15 protein-coding genes are annotated in these 16,506 nt (G+C 43.5%); 1 reads left to right on the forward strand and 14 read right to left on the reverse strand.

All coding sequences use genetic code 11. The features are described from left to right. The 12 genes from SALPA_RS04040 to SALPA_RS04095 form a co-directional block, all read right to left on the reverse strand. Nucleotides 1-2,487, reverse strand: coding sequence for a LuxR C-terminal-related transcriptional regulator (locus tag SALPA_RS04040; RefSeq protein WP_186450895.1), 2,487 nt, complete (start codon nucleotides 2,485-2,487; stop codon nucleotides 1-3). Nucleotides 2,488-2,674: 187 nt separating this feature from the next. Further along, a complete protein-coding gene (locus SALPA_RS04045; protein WP_145089947.1) occupies nucleotides 2,675-3,856 on the reverse strand; it encodes a Xaa-Pro peptidase family protein in 1,182 nt (393 codons plus the stop codon). 225 nt (nucleotides 3,857-4,081) lie between these two features. Beyond that, complete coding sequence (locus tag SALPA_RS04050; protein ID WP_145089950.1) at nucleotides 4,082-4,300, reverse strand: hypothetical protein; 219 nt, start codon at nucleotides 4,298-4,300, stop codon at nucleotides 4,082-4,084. Between the two features lie 316 nt (nucleotides 4,301-4,616). Further along, a complete protein-coding gene (locus SALPA_RS32405) occupies nucleotides 4,617-5,399 on the reverse strand; it encodes a LuxR C-terminal-related transcriptional regulator (protein ID WP_145089953.1) in 783 nt (260 codons plus the stop codon). Nucleotides 5,400-5,443: 44 nt separating this feature from the next. After that, the gene (gene metA / locus SALPA_RS04060) at nucleotides 5,444-6,400 is read right to left on the reverse strand and encodes a homoserine O-succinyltransferase (protein WP_145089956.1); all 957 of its coding nucleotides are present in this window, start codon (nucleotides 6,398-6,400) and stop codon (nucleotides 5,444-5,446) included. A gap of 106 nt (nucleotides 6,401-6,506) precedes the next feature. After that, a complete protein-coding gene (locus tag SALPA_RS04065; protein ID WP_222427868.1) occupies nucleotides 6,507-7,769 on the reverse strand; it encodes an MFS transporter in 1,263 nt (420 codons plus the stop codon). Nucleotides 7,770-7,846: 77 nt separating this feature from the next. After that, nucleotides 7,847-8,176, reverse strand: a complete 330-nt coding sequence (locus tag SALPA_RS04070; protein WP_145089962.1) for a hypothetical protein — start codon at nucleotides 8,174-8,176, stop codon at nucleotides 7,847-7,849. A gap of 37 nt (nucleotides 8,177-8,213) precedes the next feature. Continuing rightward, on the reverse strand, nucleotides 8,214-8,426 hold the full coding sequence (locus SALPA_RS04075; RefSeq protein ID WP_145089965.1) for a hypothetical protein: 213 nt from the start codon (nucleotides 8,424-8,426) through the stop codon (nucleotides 8,214-8,216). A gap of 39 nt (nucleotides 8,427-8,465) precedes the next feature. After that, the gene (locus SALPA_RS04080) at nucleotides 8,466-8,912 is read right to left on the reverse strand and encodes a hypothetical protein (protein ID WP_145089968.1); all 447 of its coding nucleotides are present in this window, start codon (nucleotides 8,910-8,912) and stop codon (nucleotides 8,466-8,468) included. Between the two features lie 127 nt (nucleotides 8,913-9,039). Next, nucleotides 9,040-12,189 carry an efflux RND transporter permease subunit gene (locus SALPA_RS04085; RefSeq protein WP_145089971.1) on the reverse strand — a complete coding sequence of 1,050 codons (3,150 nt, stop codon included), beginning with the start codon at nucleotides 12,187-12,189 and terminating at the stop codon, nucleotides 9,040-9,042. 12 nt (nucleotides 12,190-12,201) lie between these two features. Next, on the reverse strand, nucleotides 12,202-13,368 hold the full coding sequence (locus tag SALPA_RS04090; RefSeq protein WP_255450759.1) for an efflux RND transporter periplasmic adaptor subunit: 1,167 nt from the start codon (nucleotides 13,366-13,368) through the stop codon (nucleotides 12,202-12,204). A 23-nt stretch (nucleotides 13,369-13,391) separates the two neighbouring features. Then, entirely contained in the window at nucleotides 13,392-14,687 is a 1,296-nt protein-coding gene (locus SALPA_RS04095; RefSeq protein WP_145089974.1) for a TolC family protein, read from the reverse strand. Between the two features lie 204 nt (nucleotides 14,688-14,891). On the opposite strand from SALPA_RS04095, the gene SALPA_RS04100 reads away from it, so the two are divergent. Then, nucleotides 14,892-15,323 carry a MarR family winged helix-turn-helix transcriptional regulator gene (locus tag SALPA_RS04100; protein ID WP_145089977.1) on the forward strand — a complete coding sequence of 144 codons (432 nt, stop codon included), beginning with the start codon at nucleotides 14,892-14,894 and terminating at the stop codon, nucleotides 15,321-15,323. A 137-nt stretch (nucleotides 15,324-15,460) separates the two neighbouring features. Here the strand turns inward: SALPA_RS04100 and SALPA_RS04105 are convergent, their stop codons facing one another. Beyond that, entirely contained in the window at nucleotides 15,461-15,826 is a 366-nt protein-coding gene (locus tag SALPA_RS04105) for a hypothetical protein (protein ID WP_145089980.1), read from the reverse strand. Nucleotides 15,827-15,954: 128 nt separating this feature from the next. Then, nucleotides 15,955-16,254: a YtxH domain-containing protein gene (locus SALPA_RS04110; protein WP_145089983.1), complete on the reverse strand. Its 300-nt coding sequence runs from the start codon at nucleotides 16,252-16,254 to the stop codon at nucleotides 15,955-15,957. Nucleotides 16,255-16,506: the final 252 nt, after the last annotated feature.

The following is a 16,506-nucleotide window of genomic DNA, read 5'->3' on the forward strand; positions in this document are numbered from 1 at the left end:
TCAGTCAGTCCTGTGCTCAATTATTATCCTGGCCAGAGCCGTCCGACTGTTGATCCCCAGCTTGGCAAAAATATTCTGCAGCGCTTTTTTTACCGTTACCTCAGCTATGTGCAATTTTGTTCCGATCGCCCGATTTGTCATTCCTGCTGTAATAAGCTCCGCAATAGTCCATTCCCTCTCGGTAAGCGGCAACTTGCTGCCACCGCTGCTTAGTTCTGCCGCCATCGTTTTCCTATTCTTTTCAATTGAGGGAAATATCCCGCGTATCCTGCTGATTAATTCCAGATAATGCCCACCTGCTTCCACCTCGGCAAGCATAGCTGCCAGGTACTCCCCATTTTCCACAAAAGGCATTACGACCTGATCAGGAGACGCAATAGCCAATGCTTTTTCGAGGGATAACCGCGCCTTTTCCTGATGCCCCAATTTAGACTTAGCAACTGCTTCATAGATATACGTGTACACCAATCCCAACAGATTGGGAAAAACGCTTGCATGATCGACGAATGTTTCGGCTAAGCCAATTAACTTCAAATATTGACCACTGTTTAGCAGTGCCTTGCCCCAGACAATATTGAAAAAGGCGTAACTGGGGAATAAGATTGACTGGCCCTGTAAATCACCGTTTACTATCCATGCCGGGGCTTTTTTCGCCATATTGAGATAGGTGAAAACGAAGCCCTCACACATATCCCAGGTGTGAAGATACTCATATAGTCCTCGGTGTTTAATTTCCTCCCTCGTTTGCCGCAGGTTGTTCATCACATAGGCTAATTCTCCCTTGACTACCGCCAGTCGCAATTGGAGAAACAGTGCGCACAGCTCAATCGCTGTTTGGCCTTGTGACCGGGCACTGTACAGCGCCTTATAAAGCGTGATTTCCGCATTTTCAAAATCACCGGTGTAATAATACCGCTCAGCCTGCATTACAGATTCAGCACCCAATCCATGTCCGTCTGTTAACCGGCAGTAATAGGGTATGGACTCATTCATCTCCTGCACTTCCTGTTCGAGCTGTCCGCTTTCACGATAAAACATGTACAAGACTGACGGTGAACCAAAGGTCCATGAACCATTTTTATCAATGAACTCCGATGGTCTCTTTAGCAGGCAGCTGGCCCGCTGGATATGTTCATACATCCCGGTAATATGATTATATTTGGTAAAGATGCACAGCAGTTCAAATTCTCCTGACAACTGATTTTTCTCATATTCCATTTCTTCTGGCAAAGCTTCAATGTATCTGCCGATTTCTTCGCACTGCTCGGCAAACAACTCCATTTCATTAAACGAAAACAGATTGATGGCATAAATCAGACAAGCTTGCACATGCTCTCTTTTTATCTTTACCGGGCAATCGCCGAAATACCGGATAAGTTTTTCTTTATGCTCACTCCATATGCTGTTGCCTTTATCAAATTCAATAGCTGCTAACAGATTGTTGAAATCAGCAGTTTTATAAAAATAATCCAAGGCATGAATACATTCACCGACATTTACATACCATTTTCCCGCCCTATTCCAAACAGCCTTCTTCTGTTCTAAACTCAGCCTGTTAAACAATTTCCGCAAATAACTTGTGAAAATATTATGCATATAATAGGTTCCTGCGGCTTGGTCATACCGGATGAAAGCATTGTTTGCCGCTAATTGTCGCAGCAGAGTCTCGACATTTTCCTGGTGCCACATGTATTCGGCCTGCTCTAAGGTAAAGTTATCAAAAATGCAGATAGTTAGCAGAAGTTCACGGGCTTCTGCTGAAATGCGCCGATAGACGACCTTTTCAATCAACTCATACAGGCTGACCTGATGCTCAATTCGCCCATCCTGCAGATAACCTAGTAAACAAAGATATACCGCGCTGATCCAGCCTTCGGTATAAGAAACTAAAAAATTCACTTCCTCTGTATTGAGAATAACTCCGCGCAACCTGCAATACTCAATGATGTCATCCCGCGAAAACACAAAATAGCTCTTGTCAATAACCCAGCAGTACCCTTTGAGGGCAAGCTCTTCTGCATTCTCACCAAAAACACTGCGAGATATGATCACGATATGTAGATTAGGAATCTCGGCCCTGACCAGCAATTCAAAAAATCGGTCGACATCGGTAGAAGACAGCAAATGGTAATCATCCACAACAAGCGTCGTTCTTGCTGGAAACTGTATCCCCTCCACAATACCAACAGCCTCTTCCAAAAAAACGCTGTTGCTTGGGACTCCTACTCCTGCAAGACTCGCTGCTGCATCAGGATTAAGCCTTCTAAAAAGGCGGCAAAACCCATTCCAAAAAACAGTTATTGACTCATCCAACAACGTTTGCCACAATACCTCGGCCTGATTTTTCTTTAAATGCTCCTTTACCGTGGTCGTTTTGCCATAGCCCATCGGCGCTTCCACCACAGTCAGCGGATATTCCCATATTTTATTCAGAGCCTCATTGATCGACTTACGCATGTAGATGGTTCTGGTATCAATTTTAACCATGAAGCCCTCCTGCATTAGCTTTGTTATCCAAAAATATACTCTCGGTTTCTATTCTGAAAATAAAAATAGCCATAATTTACTCAAACTAAGTAAAATATGGCTATTTTCTCTATTCAAATCGCTAAATCCTGCAACCATTAACAAATTATGTCATCTTTTCTTATCAGTCTATGATACCCTAATACTATTATACATACGTAATAGCCTGAGGAGTTATGCTCAAATATTGCGGCCCGGTTTCGGTCATAACAAAGCTATTTTCTATACCAATAGCCCCTTCAGGAAAAACAAATTTGGGTTCAAGTGCAAAAGTCATGCCTGGTACTATTGGCGTCTTCATTCCTTTCGCCAATATCGGCCATTCATCTAATTCCAGACCGATACCATGACCAACAAACTTCACCTGGTCTGGCTTATAGCCCATAAAATTATCCTGATACCCCAGTTCTGCCGCCAATTTGACTGCCAGCAGATACGGTTCCTCAGCCAAAGTACCAGGTTTACAGCTTTTTACTATTTCTGCCTCAATAAGTAAGGCAGCTTCATAGGCCTTTACCAGTTTTTGGGGAAGCTCACCAATACAGAATATCCGGGTTTGGTCACCAGTATAACCTTTAACGACGGAAGTATAGTCAATATAAATAACTTCATTACGGTTTATCTTTTTCCAACCGGCCCCTTGCGGCTGAGCAGCACTGGCACCCTGTCCACCCACCGGCCCATCGAAATAGTTGGGATAAAAACCACTGCCGCCGGTACATACATTACCTAAGAAAAAATCCTGATTGAAGGCTCTCATCTTGCAAGGGCCCGCATAGCCGCGTTTTCGCATTTCAGCCTCAAATAAGGCCGCTAATTCCAGCTCTGACATTCCCGCTTGCAAAAAAGAAGGTACAGCTAAAAATGCTTGATCAATAACCGCTAAGGCACCGCGCATTAGCTCGATTTCATACGCTGATTTTACCGCACGAATGGCTTTGATGGCAGGTGAAATATCAATAAGCTCGGTAGTAGGAAAAACAGTTTGATAAGACTTATATAAGTTGAACGGTAATACATCTAATTCCAGTCCTATTTTGCTAAAACTGCTATACCCATATGCCGCCAGAATTTCCGGGATTTGCTTCGGGTTCTTAATGGCAACAATATTTTTCAATGGCGACTCTTGCTGACCACGTGTTAGACTTTTTTTCACCATAAGAACCGGCTGGCCGCTGGCCGGGATATACAAATAGGAATTTTGCACTGTACCAGTAAAATAGAATAGATCACTTTGCAGTAAAATAATAGCTCCATCGGTGGCTTGCTCACTTAGTTTCTGCTGGAGGTTACAAATTCTGGACTCAATTTCTGCTGGCGTTATTTCCATGATTAACTTCCTTTCCTTTGTAGTAGTTCTTACTTATTCACATACCTTTGCACTACTTGCTCAGCCAGTGTATAGGAATCAATTAATTAACTAATTCTCCTCCTGTTGTCCATCTCCTCTCTCCCGGGAAGATTTACCAATACCTTTAGGATCATATATAGCATAAAAAAAATAAAACACCGCTTACCCCTTGAGGTAAACGGTGTTTAGCCTGATAACTCCCGTTCAAAAGAACTGTCCCTTTGCCACGTTAAAAAACCATCTCCCTGGCACATTTATTTTGGCAAAATCGATCGTCATCTTAGTCTGGATAAGTTTATCATGCTCATCATACTCTTTGACTAGTACCTTTACGGCCTTTTCCGGTTGCACACGCTTGCCTTCCACATCCATATAGCTGACTTCTTTTCGAACACTAGTAAAGGATTGGTTTACGTTATCCATAACTAACCCTCCTTGTCAGACTGTATTAATTTAAAGCTGACTTAGCGTCTAAGACTCCACTAATAATTATTGGGGCGTATCTATTCCCGTTGTTTACTACCACGCAGGCGCTTTTAGTACAAAAAACAACAAGCCTACAAACTGATCCGTATTGGCAGTCACATACCATTTAACCGATTATAGCTTCACACTCCTTTTACATCATTATATTTCTAAATATTCAGTTATATTATATATTTTATTATAGCGCTTCAAAAAAAAGAAAAAATCCCCCAAATGGGGGATTTGCACAACTAACCCTTATTTTTCCATTACTTCACTGTCTATCCGAAAGTATTTTCATACTATGCGATAGTAATTCTGTTCTGGACCTTGCACTCGTTTTAGCAAACAATTTTTTCAGATGAGTTTTTACGGTCTCCGAACTAATAAACAGGCGTCCGCCAATTTCTTTATTCGACAACCCTTGGGCAAGGAGGAGGAGGATTTCCGCCTCGCGCACAGTAAATGGAACCATTGTTTGCCTACTAACTACAGCTTGTTGCTCTTTATCAACAAGCATAGCATTCTTCTCATCTCTAAGCTTTGCAAAAATATATTGCATTTGTTCACCTAACATCTTGAGTAGCTTCCTCTCACCATCATCGAAATCCCGGTGCTTTTGTGTACGATGAATAGTGATGTCAGCCAATACATTTCCACAATGCATTAGTCGAACACCTGTCAGATAATGCATTGTATTGGCAATAAGAAAGCCTACACGCAGCTCATTCTCCTCTCTGTCGTCAAAGTCAAGCAACTCTTTGGCTTGGCCAGCCACAGGAAGGGACTGCCGTGAGAATACCCTCTTCCGGTATATTTCATGATCTTGATAGCACTCACGATAATACTTAAACAACTTTTTCGCTTCCTCTTGGTGATAGGAACAATCAAATAATTGCAAAGGCGGCTCAGCGGAAAAAAAAGCACCATTTTCATAAGGGACAACTCTACGGATAAGGGACATAGCTTCTGTAATAAAACTCTCAAGATTGCTGCATTGGTGTAAACGTAATACAACTTGGCTAAAGTCATGAACTTTTCGCTGCGATATATACATTGCGTATTCATCTCCCAGCTGCTTACCACCATTGAATGCTTCCCTTAAATTCCATCACCATAAAGCCCGCATAAATCCTCAGAATTAGTCAATTTGTCAAGATCAAAGGGTGTTCCCTGGTAAACATAGTAGTTAAGCCAATTGGCAAATAGTAAATTGGCCGCACTCCGCCAGCGCACCAGCGGCTGCTGCAGCGGATCATCGTTAGGATAATAATTAGCGGGAACATTAATTGGCAATCCTTGAGCAATATCGCGATCATATTCTGCTTTAAGCGTTAAGGGATCATATTCAGAGTGACCGGTGATAAATAAGTGTCGATATTTTTTATCTATAACGGCATAAATACCGGATTCTTCTGATTCGGATAGTATCGATAATTGCGGCACCTTCTCAATATCTTCCCGTCTCACTTCAGTATGCCGGGAATGCGGAACGTAAAACACGTCATCAAACCCTCGAAATAGCATTTTTTCCTTAATATTTACCGTATGAGGAAATACGCCAAACATCTTTTGCGGCAAATCATATTTGGGAATACCATAGTGGTGATATAAGGCTGCTTGTGCTCCCCAACAGATATGGAACGTCGAATACACATTTCTCCTGCTCCAATCCATAATTTCGCACAACTCATTCCAATAGACAACTTCTTCAAAGGGAATTTGTTCTACTGGTGCTCCGGTAATAATCATACCGTCATATTTACGATTTTTCACTTCGGCAAAGGTCTCATAAAATTTAACCAAATGCTCATGTGACGTATGCTTAGGTTCATAGGTGGCTGTATACAGGAAATCAAATTCTACCTGCAACGGAGAATTTCCAAGCAGCCGAAGCAATTGCGTCTCTGTGACTATTTTGGTAGGCATCAGATTTAACAATAATATTCGAAGCGGACGTATATCTTGCGAATAGGCGCGTTTTTCATCCATTACGAAAATATTTTCTTTTTCAAGAATGTTTACAGCAGGTAAATTATTAGGGATTTTTATTGGCATAATCTTCCGCTCCTTTGCGTTAATTTTTCAGCTATTTATTAACTAATAGTATACTGTTTTGGTTTAATTTGCAATAAACAACCTTATATGCAGCGCTCCATTTATACTACTGCAAGCTCTTGGTCACAGCTGTTTCCGGAGTGTCTATTTGAATAAATCGAGTCGAAATAAGATTTAAGAGCGCAATAACCGCCCCACCTATGAATACATATTTGTAACCGTTTGGCCCGCTGTTATACCAAACCAGCCCAGCGAAAATCGGCAGGAACATGGTTACAAGGTGATCAATGCTTATCCCCAAAGACAAACTTGGAGAAACATCTTCCGGCTGCAAGGCAATTTTTTTCATATAAGTAGCTCTGGCCATACTCACGGCAGTCATTATCTGGTCCAAAATATAACAGAGGCAAATAACAAGGATCGCCAACTGTGAGCCAAATACATCATCAGCAAACGCATAGCCTAAACAAACAAGAAAACAGCCAAGGGCTTCACTGCTAAGCACAAACTTTTCTCCCAGATGATCAATCATCCGCCCAATCCACGGTTTGGTAAAAACACCGGCAATTGATACAATAAAAAACAGCATCGTCATGGTGGTAACAGGCTGACGAAAGACATCTACCAGCACCCAGGGACCAAAAGTAATAAATATCTGCTTGCGGGCGCCGTAGAGTACACAGAGCCAATAATATAGCCGATATTCTTTTCTGAAAATAAACCGGCCCGCCTTTCTCACGGAGTGAACTGGTTTCATAAAAAAAAGTGGAACCGCTGCCAGCAAAAAAGCAATAGCGCCAATAGTAAACGCTGTCATATAACTAATATGAATATATTTAAACAACACCCATAGGACAGCGCTGCCGCAAACCAACGCCAAGGTATTAACCGCATTCATCTGTCCTAATTTTTTCCCCAAATCGCCGGCACTGGCAAAACTCATACCAATGCTGTTGGATAAAGGCAGATAAACATGTGTCCCTAGATTATAAACAAAAATACTAAGTACAATATAACTGTATTCAGCCGGAATAATCCCCATGGCGAACATCCCTACAGCTGAAAATAAATTGCCCACCAACATGGTTTTGACATCCCCGAGAAAGGAAAGCATACCAATAACGCCAACCATCAATAATCCTGGCATCTCCCGCGGAAACTCCAATGCGGAACGCTCCAAAATCATCATGCCTAGACCCTCTTTTAGATAATTGGTCAGCGCTGCACCATCGACGCTTTGCGCAAGCCCCACAAAGGCAGTAGACAAAAGAAATAAGACATAATTGCGGTCTAAGCTGTAAAAAAAATTCGATTTCATGACATCCACCTCAACTACAGCAATAACAACATATGCATTAAATTCTACCACAAAATTCGGATGAGATATATAAAAAACCCATTTCCCTGCCAATCAGGCAGAAAAATGGCTTTTTTAACATAACGAAGTTAGTTGTTATTCCCACTTGCTATTATTCCCAAAATAAGCCCGGCAATCGTCGCTAAGGCCTTATCATGTCTTTCTCTTTCCCGCTCCTGGCGTTCGTGCCATTCCCGCTCGCTTTCATGGTCACGACGACGCATTTCACGCTCATGCCGTTCATTTTCTTTTTGGATTCTGCGCTCCCGTTCCTGATCCTGCTGCTGCCTGTCATCACCTTGTTCCTGCCGCGGCGGCTCAGACTGTCTGTGCGCAGCTTCAATTACGGAAACCCCTAAACCAAATTGCAGCAAACCTACCATCGAGAAAATAATTACTTTCTTCGCCATCTTATTCATATATGACCGCTCCTCTACTTAATTAATTACTATTTTACTACTTGCTGCCGTCCGGCTCCTGCCAAGGCTTATCATTGTCCGGATGCTGCTGATGCTGTTTATCATTACCCTGCTGATGCTTGTCGTTGTTGTCCTGTTGCTGCTGTTGCCAAGGTACTTCAGGTGCTGCTTCGATTACAGAAGTACCTAACCCGAGCTGAAATAAACCTACCATGGAGTAAATAACTACTTTCTTAGCCATTTTGTTCATATTTGATACTCTCCTCTATCTAATTAATTTAATACTATTTTACTGCTTGTTGCCGTCTGACTCCTGCCAAGACTTATCCTTGTCCGGATGTTGCTGGTGCTGATTGTCTCCTTGTTCCTGGCTATGTTTATCAGCGTCTTGTTGCTGTTGTCTGTTATTATCCTGCTGACGCTTGTCAGTATCTTGTTGCTGCTGTCTGTTATTATCCTGCTGACGCTTGTCGGTATCTTGTTGCTGCTGTCTGTTATTATCCTGCTGACGCTTGTCGGTATCCTGTTGCTGCTGTTTGTTATTATCCTGCTGACGCTTGTCGGTATCTTGTTGCTGCTGTCTGTTATTATCCTGCTGACGCTTGTCAGTATCCTGTTGCTGCTGCCAGGGATAGGCTTCCGATGCTGGTGCTGCTTCGATTACAGAAGCACCTAAACCAAGTTGAAATAAACCTACCATGGAGTAAATAATTATTTTCTTAGCCATTTTGTTCATAGGTGTTACGCTCCTCTACTTTTATCTGCATTATCTATAGTTCTATCATACATAGTCTTTTTTTGAATTTAGTTAGAAAACTATGGATACCAAGAAAAAAAGTTCCAACAGTCTTCAAACTAAGAAATCAATTTGTAGTTACAGATTTTTTCCTGGCTTTTCGCCAGTTAGTAAATTTTTCGGTCACCTGTTCCACCACAACAAAGAGCACGGGAATTAAGAATATGCCTAGTGTAGTCGCAGCAAGCATACCACCTACAACTGCTGTTCCCATTGAGTTTCTCGCACCGGCACCGGCCCCGGTGGCTATAGCCAGCGGAATGCAGCCGATAATAAAGGCGAGTGAGGTCATCAGGATGGGGCGCAGCCGGATTTTGGCGGCTTCAATAGCTGCCTGCACCGGATTCATACCCTCGTCGACCCTGACTTTGGCAAACTCCACAATTAATATGGCATTTTTGGCAGCCAGGCCGATAAGCATGACTAAGCCGATTTGCATATATACGCTATTTTCGAGATTGGTCAGGTACTGGAACAGGAAGGCTCCAAAGACGCCAGTGGGTACCGAAAGCAGCACCGCGAAAGGAACACTCCAGCTTTCATACAAGGCCGCCAAACACAAGAATACGAATACTATCGCCATCCCAAACACAATGGCGGTCCGTGAACCTGCCAGTTTTTCCTCACGGCTTTGTCCTGACCACTCATAAGTATAACCATCAGGTAAGGTTTGTTTGGCCACTTCTTCAAGTGCCGTCATGGCCTGCCCGGAACTGTAGCCGGAAGCCTGTGAGCCGCTGATTTGAACGGCTTTAACCCCGTTAAACCGGGTAATAATGGTTGGTGCGTTGATCTTCTTAGGCTTAAGCAGCGTATTTAAGGGCACCATTGCATCATTAGAGCTTTTTACATATAGATACCGGGTCGCATCGGCATCACCGCGAAAAGTATTTTCGGCCTGCACTGTAACCTTGTAGGAGCGGCCAAATTTATTAAAATCATTCACCTGACTGCCACCCAGGAAAACCTGCAGGGCAGTAAACACATCATCAACATCTACGCCCAGCTGCTGGGCTTTTTCCCGGTCTACCTCAAATTCATAACTGGGAGTATCAGCTTTAAAGGTAGACATAACCGACGCAATTTCCGGCCGTTCTTTGGCTGCCGCCACAAATTTTTGCGCCACATTGTCTAAATCAGTCAGCGAGCCGCCACTCCGGTCCTGCAGCATCAGCGTAAAGCCGCCAACCATTCCCAGACCCGGCAAACTCGGCGGTGTAAAGGCTATTACCGTACCTTCAGGATACTGAGCGCCTTTCATAAAGGTCTGGCCAACCAGAGCATTTAGCTGCATTTCAGGAGTTTGCCGTTTATCCCAGGATTCCAGGGAGGTAAACATGGCACCGGCATTGGACTTGGTGCCGCCGCCCATGATATCCATACCGGCCAGCGACATACTATTGAGCACTCCCGGCATTTCACGAACCTGTGCGGCAAATTGATTGACTACCTCTTCGGTACGGTTCAGACTGGAAGCTTCCGGCAATGTGATCGAGGTTATGAAATACCCCTGGTCCTCGCTGGGTACAAAGGAAGAAGGCACCAGCTTATAGAGTCCGCCTGTCAGAATAAGCAATACTGCCAGCAAAACCATACACAGCCGGGCTTTAGGGATAATGCGGCCCAAACTGCCGCCATAGCGTTCAATATTGTTTTCAAACCAATTGTTGAATTTGGTAAAAAATTTGGCTAACACGCCCTGATGTTCCTCATGGGTATGCGGTTTGAGCAGCATAACACACAAAGCCGGGGTAAGCGACAAGGCCACAATGGCCGACAACGCCATAGACACTACGATGGTTAAGGCAAATTGTTTGTACAAAATACCGGTAGTGCCACTTAAGAAAGCAACCGGCAAAAATACCGAAGCCAGCACAAACGCAATGGCAACCACCGGTCCGGACACCTCACTCATGGCCTTTTTCGTAGCTTCACGCGGCGACAGGCCGGAATAACGCATATGATGCTCGACCGCCTCAATAACGACAATGGCATCATCGACAACCAGGCCGATGGCCAGCACCAACGCAAACAGGGTTAGAGTATTAATGGTAAAACCCAGCAGGCTAAAGGCGCCAAAAGTACCCAGCAGCGATACCGGAATAGCCAATACTGGAATCAGGGTGGCCCGCCAGCTCTGCAGGAATACAAATACCACCAGCATAACTAACAGCAGCGCCTCGGCAAAGGTTTTTACCACTTCTTTCATGGATTCGCGCACAAATTCGGTATTATCAACAACAACTTTATATTCCATATCACCGGGGAAATTCTTTGACGCTTTTTCCAGTACGGTTTTTACGTTGCCAATGGTTTCGAGCGCATTGGCATCACTTGTCAGTTTAATGGCAAAACCGGCGGCCACATGGCCGTTCATTAAACTTTGGAAATTATATTCCTTGCTGCCCAGCTCCACCCGGGCAATATCCTTGATCCGCACAAATGAACCATCTGACTGGGAGCGGACAATAATATTCTCAAACTCTTTCTGGTCGGTAAGACGGCCTTTTACCTTGGCCGTATATTGGAATTGCTGCTGGGAGGCCACCGGCATATTGCCGAAAGACCCGGCCGCAGCCTGGACATTTTGTTTTTCAATTGCTGAAGTCACTTCACTGACGGCAATCCCGAGCTGGGCCATTTTTTCCGGCTGCAGCCAAATCCGCATACTGTAATCTGAACCAAAAGCCGATACCTCGCCAACACCGCTAACTCGTTTAATATCATCCACCATGTAAATACTGCCGTAGTTTTTGAGGAAATTGGTATCAAACTGGTCACTGGGCGACCACAGTGTAAAAATCAGTGACATATCCTGCGAGGATTTGCGGGTTGTGACCCCGGTGGTTTGCACTGTTCCCGGCAAAGAAGCATTAGCCTGGGCTACCCGGTTTTGGGTTTGCACCGACGCCGTGTCGGAATTTTTTTCGGTTTCAAACTGCACATTTAATGAATAGGAACCTGAATCGGTACTTGTTGAAGACATATATACCATGTCTTCAACGCCATTTACCTGTTCTTCAATGACCTGGGCAACGGTTTGGTCGACAACATCGGCATTGGCCCCCTGGTAGGTTGTGCTTACCGAAATGGTCGGCGGTGAAATCTGCGGGTACTGTGCGACCGGCAGAGTAAAGGCAGCCGTTACCCCCAATAAGGTGATAACAATGGAAAGAACAATGGCAAATACAGGGCGATTAATAAAGAAATTAGCCATATGAACGCCCTCCTACTGCTTAGCCGGAGTCTGCGCATCCGGTTGTATCATAGTTACCTGCAAAGCAGTTCCCTGTTTTACCTTGTCAATACCTTCGACCACAATCCGGTCGGTGGCGCTCAAGCCTTCTTCCACCAGCCACATATCGCCGATTTTATTGCCAAGCTTGACCTGTCTGCTTTCGGCTTTGTTATCATCAGTTACCACAATAACAAAGGTATTATCAAGCACTTGCTTAACGGCTTTTTGCGGAATGAGGAGCGCGCCCTTGCGTACATCTTCCTGGACAACTACCCGCGCAAACATTCCCGGCAGCAGAAACTTCTGCGGATTGTCAAAGCTGGCTTTTAGCGTAATCGTGCCTGTCGTATCACTAACCCCTCTGTCAATTTGTTCAACCCGGCCAATAAGCGAATATTCTTTGCCATCACTTAGGATGAGCTGCAGATGTTCTTTAAAATTGTCAGGCAGCGTTCCATTGCCGTTGCGAATATATTTCAGGTATTCGGTTTCACTCATGCTAAACTGCACCCACACCGGATCAATGGAAGATACGGTCGCCATGACGGTGGAACCGGCTGCCACATAATACCCCTGGCTTACATCATTGACATCAATACGGCCATCTACCGGCGAAAGAATTAAGGTATCCTGTTCATCCTGAATGGCTTGCTGCAAACTGGCCCGATTAACTTCAACAGTAGCCGCTTCTTCTTCGGCCTGAGACTGGTAGGCATCTACCGTTTGCTGCGCAACCCCTTTTATCGCTGCCAATTTCTCATAGCGCTCCACGTCTTTTTGCGTATTGTTAAGGGTGGCCTGGGCTTTATTCACTGAGGCCCGCGCCGAAATAATAGCTGACTGATATTGTTTATTGTCAATCTGGAATAACGGCTGTCCCTTATAGACGGTGTCGCCGCCATTTACCATCTTCGTCACAATATTACCGGATACTTTGGACATGATTTTTATTTCACTTTTTGCTTTTACCTGCCCGACAAATTCACTGGTAATTGGCGTATCGCACGTTACTACTTGCATCGCCTTTACCGCAATGGTCTGAGCGGCATTAGTCGGTTGCGTTTTGGACAACATTCCGCTGCGTACAACAACAATGCCAAGCAAAACAACTACAACAAACAATCCAACATACAGTTGCTTAGAACCCTTGATCCTCACTTGTCATTCCTCCATTTTCACTGTTATTGTACCGGCAAACCCATCGCCTGTTCCAGTTTCGCTTTGTTTGTATTGTAATCATACAACGCCTGAATATAATCCTTTTTAGCAGAATCCAGTGAAAGTACCGCGTCACGCAAATCAAGATTGGTTCCAATCCCAACCTCATAACGGGCTTTCTGGATCATTAAACTTTCTTCTGCATAGTCTACAGATACCTTATTGGCATCAATCTGTTTTTCCGCCTCATGCATACTCAAATAATACTGACGCACATTCAGCAAAATTGTATCGCGCTCTTGCCTGGACTTATCCATTACCATATCCACATTATGCCGGGCTTGCTTAACCTGGGCATCGGTTACACCGGCATCAAATACATTGATCGATGTAGTTAATTTCAACAGCCAATTGCTGTTTTTTGATCCTGGTAAATGGCTGTCATACCAGTCCTGTTCAGCTGTCAAGTCGACAGTTGGCCGACGACCGCTTTTAGCAATATCTACATCATACTGGGCATTGGTGATTTTAGCTTCATATTGGGCCAACTCCGGCCGGTGGCCCTCAGCATAGGTAAGACATTCTTCCAGGGTCTGAGGGTATTTTATGTAAGCAAAATTATCTTTGATCGTAACTTCAGTGGTATGTGGCAAGCCAATGTCATTGTTTAGTGCGGCTACCGCATTCGTATAATTGTTTTGCGCCTTAACTAAATCATTCTGGGCTCCGGCCAAATCTACCTGACTTGACAATACATCGGTCTTAGCCACCATACCTAAGTCAAATTTATCCTTAACCAGCTTCAGGTGTTCTTCATAATTACTGACCGTTTCCTGATTCACCTGTACTTCATTAAGGTATTCCAACACAGTAAGATAGTCGGTAATTACCGTCAGTCTAAGCTGCTGCTTGGCCGCATCAATATCCAGTTCTGCCACCTTAAGATCAAGTTTGGCCTGTTCAATCTTACCTTCCAGTTTACCACCAGAATATAAAGGTAGCGTAAGTGCAACCTGATTATCAAAATTAGTCGTATATTCATATGTAGATGTTTCGGTTTCCGCCGGTGGAGTGTTATACCGCTTGTCGGTATGAGTTAAATCAATGGAAAGCCCTTTGTTTTTCTTGGCTTCCTTCATGGCCCAATAGTACTTTGCTCTAGACGATTGGGCATATTTGATGTCATAGTTATTTTTTAAAGCTAGAGCAACACAGTCTTCTACCGATAGTTCCACCGCCGTGGCAGACACCGGCTGGATTACTGTCAGCAGCATGATAATCGGGATAATTACCCAAAAGTATCGCTGGTATCTTCTCATACTAAAAACCTCCTAAAAATCATTGTATTTGCGAGCATTCTTTGTTTCTCCTTACAACTTGTGAATTTTTCTTTGATTTGCTGTGTTATCTGTGATATAATATAAATAAATATTTATTATTTATTTATATTGATGGTAAATCTTTATTTACTATTTTACGCCTTTTAGTCTCCTATTGTCAATACAAACTTAGGGGTGAGCTTTTTGAGTTATATAACAACCGCCGAAACACTATTTCATTTGATTCCGCTTCTTGATAAAAAGTTTATACGGCCTGTCGCCCAACATTTCAAACCCCAGCTTACTCAGATTCAGTTTCATGTATTAACAATAGCAAGAGAAAATAAAGCTACTATGACCGAGCTTGCCAATGAAATACTCCTGTCAAAGCAACAAATGACACCGATTATTGACAAATTAGTCACCGAGGGCCTTGTACAGCGGGAATACGATGCTATTGATAGAAGAATTATCCGAATAAGCATAACTTCGGCTGGCTTACAGCTATGTGAACAGGCAAAAGTGCAAACAATCACGGTGCTCCGGAATAAACTTGAGTGTTTGAGTGAGAACGACTTAATCTCTTTGGATAAAGTTATCAGTGAATTTTCGCGAATTGCCCATAAACTGCCTTAATTCTTTTGATTTTGTTCAATCATCACTGTATGGACAAAAGTATATTGTAATTGCAAAAAGATGATTGAAACCCGCGAGGTTCGCGGGTTTCAATCATCTTTTTGCAATTACAGTGCTGGCTGCAATCCCTTGCACTGCTAAGCCGCCTTTGAAAATACTGCTTTGACAACATCGCTGACAATCCTGGCATAAAAAGCAAACGTCTCAAAACTTTCCCGTAATTCTTCCACTGTATCAGTAAACTCGCCTGGCAGGGCCCGGACGGCCCTATTTGTATGGTCAGTAGTTTCCTTCAAGCTTACGGTAAGTTCATTAATATTGGTAAGCGTCTCCTTAAACAACGAAACAGTTTCACCGATATCGTCCTGATGTGCATCCAAAACGCCGCGTACCAAACACAACACACCTAGTGCTCGACGCAAAACTGCGATAAGGTAGCCACCAATAATAACAAGTAACACAAACAAACTGAACAACCCGGCGTCGTATAATGAGATATACAAGCTATCCCCTTCTTTCAGCGCAATAAAGTGATGATGTTATAACCCAATTTGAAGCTTGCTCAACCGATGAATTAACAAGTGGCCGGGCATTGCTGCCCGGCCATCCAGCCTTTTTCCACGGAAATAAGTTATTGCGGGACTTCCTCATTCACATCAGAATTTGTCCGGCCAGCAATTTCCTTCTTAACCTCTGCAACCTTTTCTTTTGTCTTTTCGACGATTTCTTTGGCTTTTCCAGGGAGTTCTTTAGCAGCCTCAGCAATGTCGGCCCGAGTGTCCTTGCCAGATTTAGGTGCCAATAGTACGCCGGCAGCAGCTCCGACAGTCACACCAATGGCGGCACCAATCGCTGCATTTTGCAGGGCTTTTTTCTGTTGCTTTTGCTTACGCTCCTTTTTTCCTCTTTCGATTAAATCCATAATCGACATGCCTACCACCTCCGGTAATTATTGGATATTAACTATGTTCTTTAACCTTCGACAAAAATCTCAAAAACACCTGCTAATATCTTTTCTAAAAACAAAAAGTCTGGATAGATTTTTTTAATTATTGCTGCATACATCGCTGAAAATAATTGTCATTTCATAGTACCAAGGCTATAATAAATTTAAACAGTGTTTCATCTCTTTTTTAATCTTAACTTTGTGGCAATTTGCTGCGTAATGAGGTGAAAAAGCAAA

It is taken from the genome of Sporomusa sp. KB1 (genome assembly GCF_007830295.1).
Taxonomy (GTDB): domain Bacteria; phylum Bacillota; class Negativicutes; order Sporomusales; family Sporomusaceae; genus Sporomusa.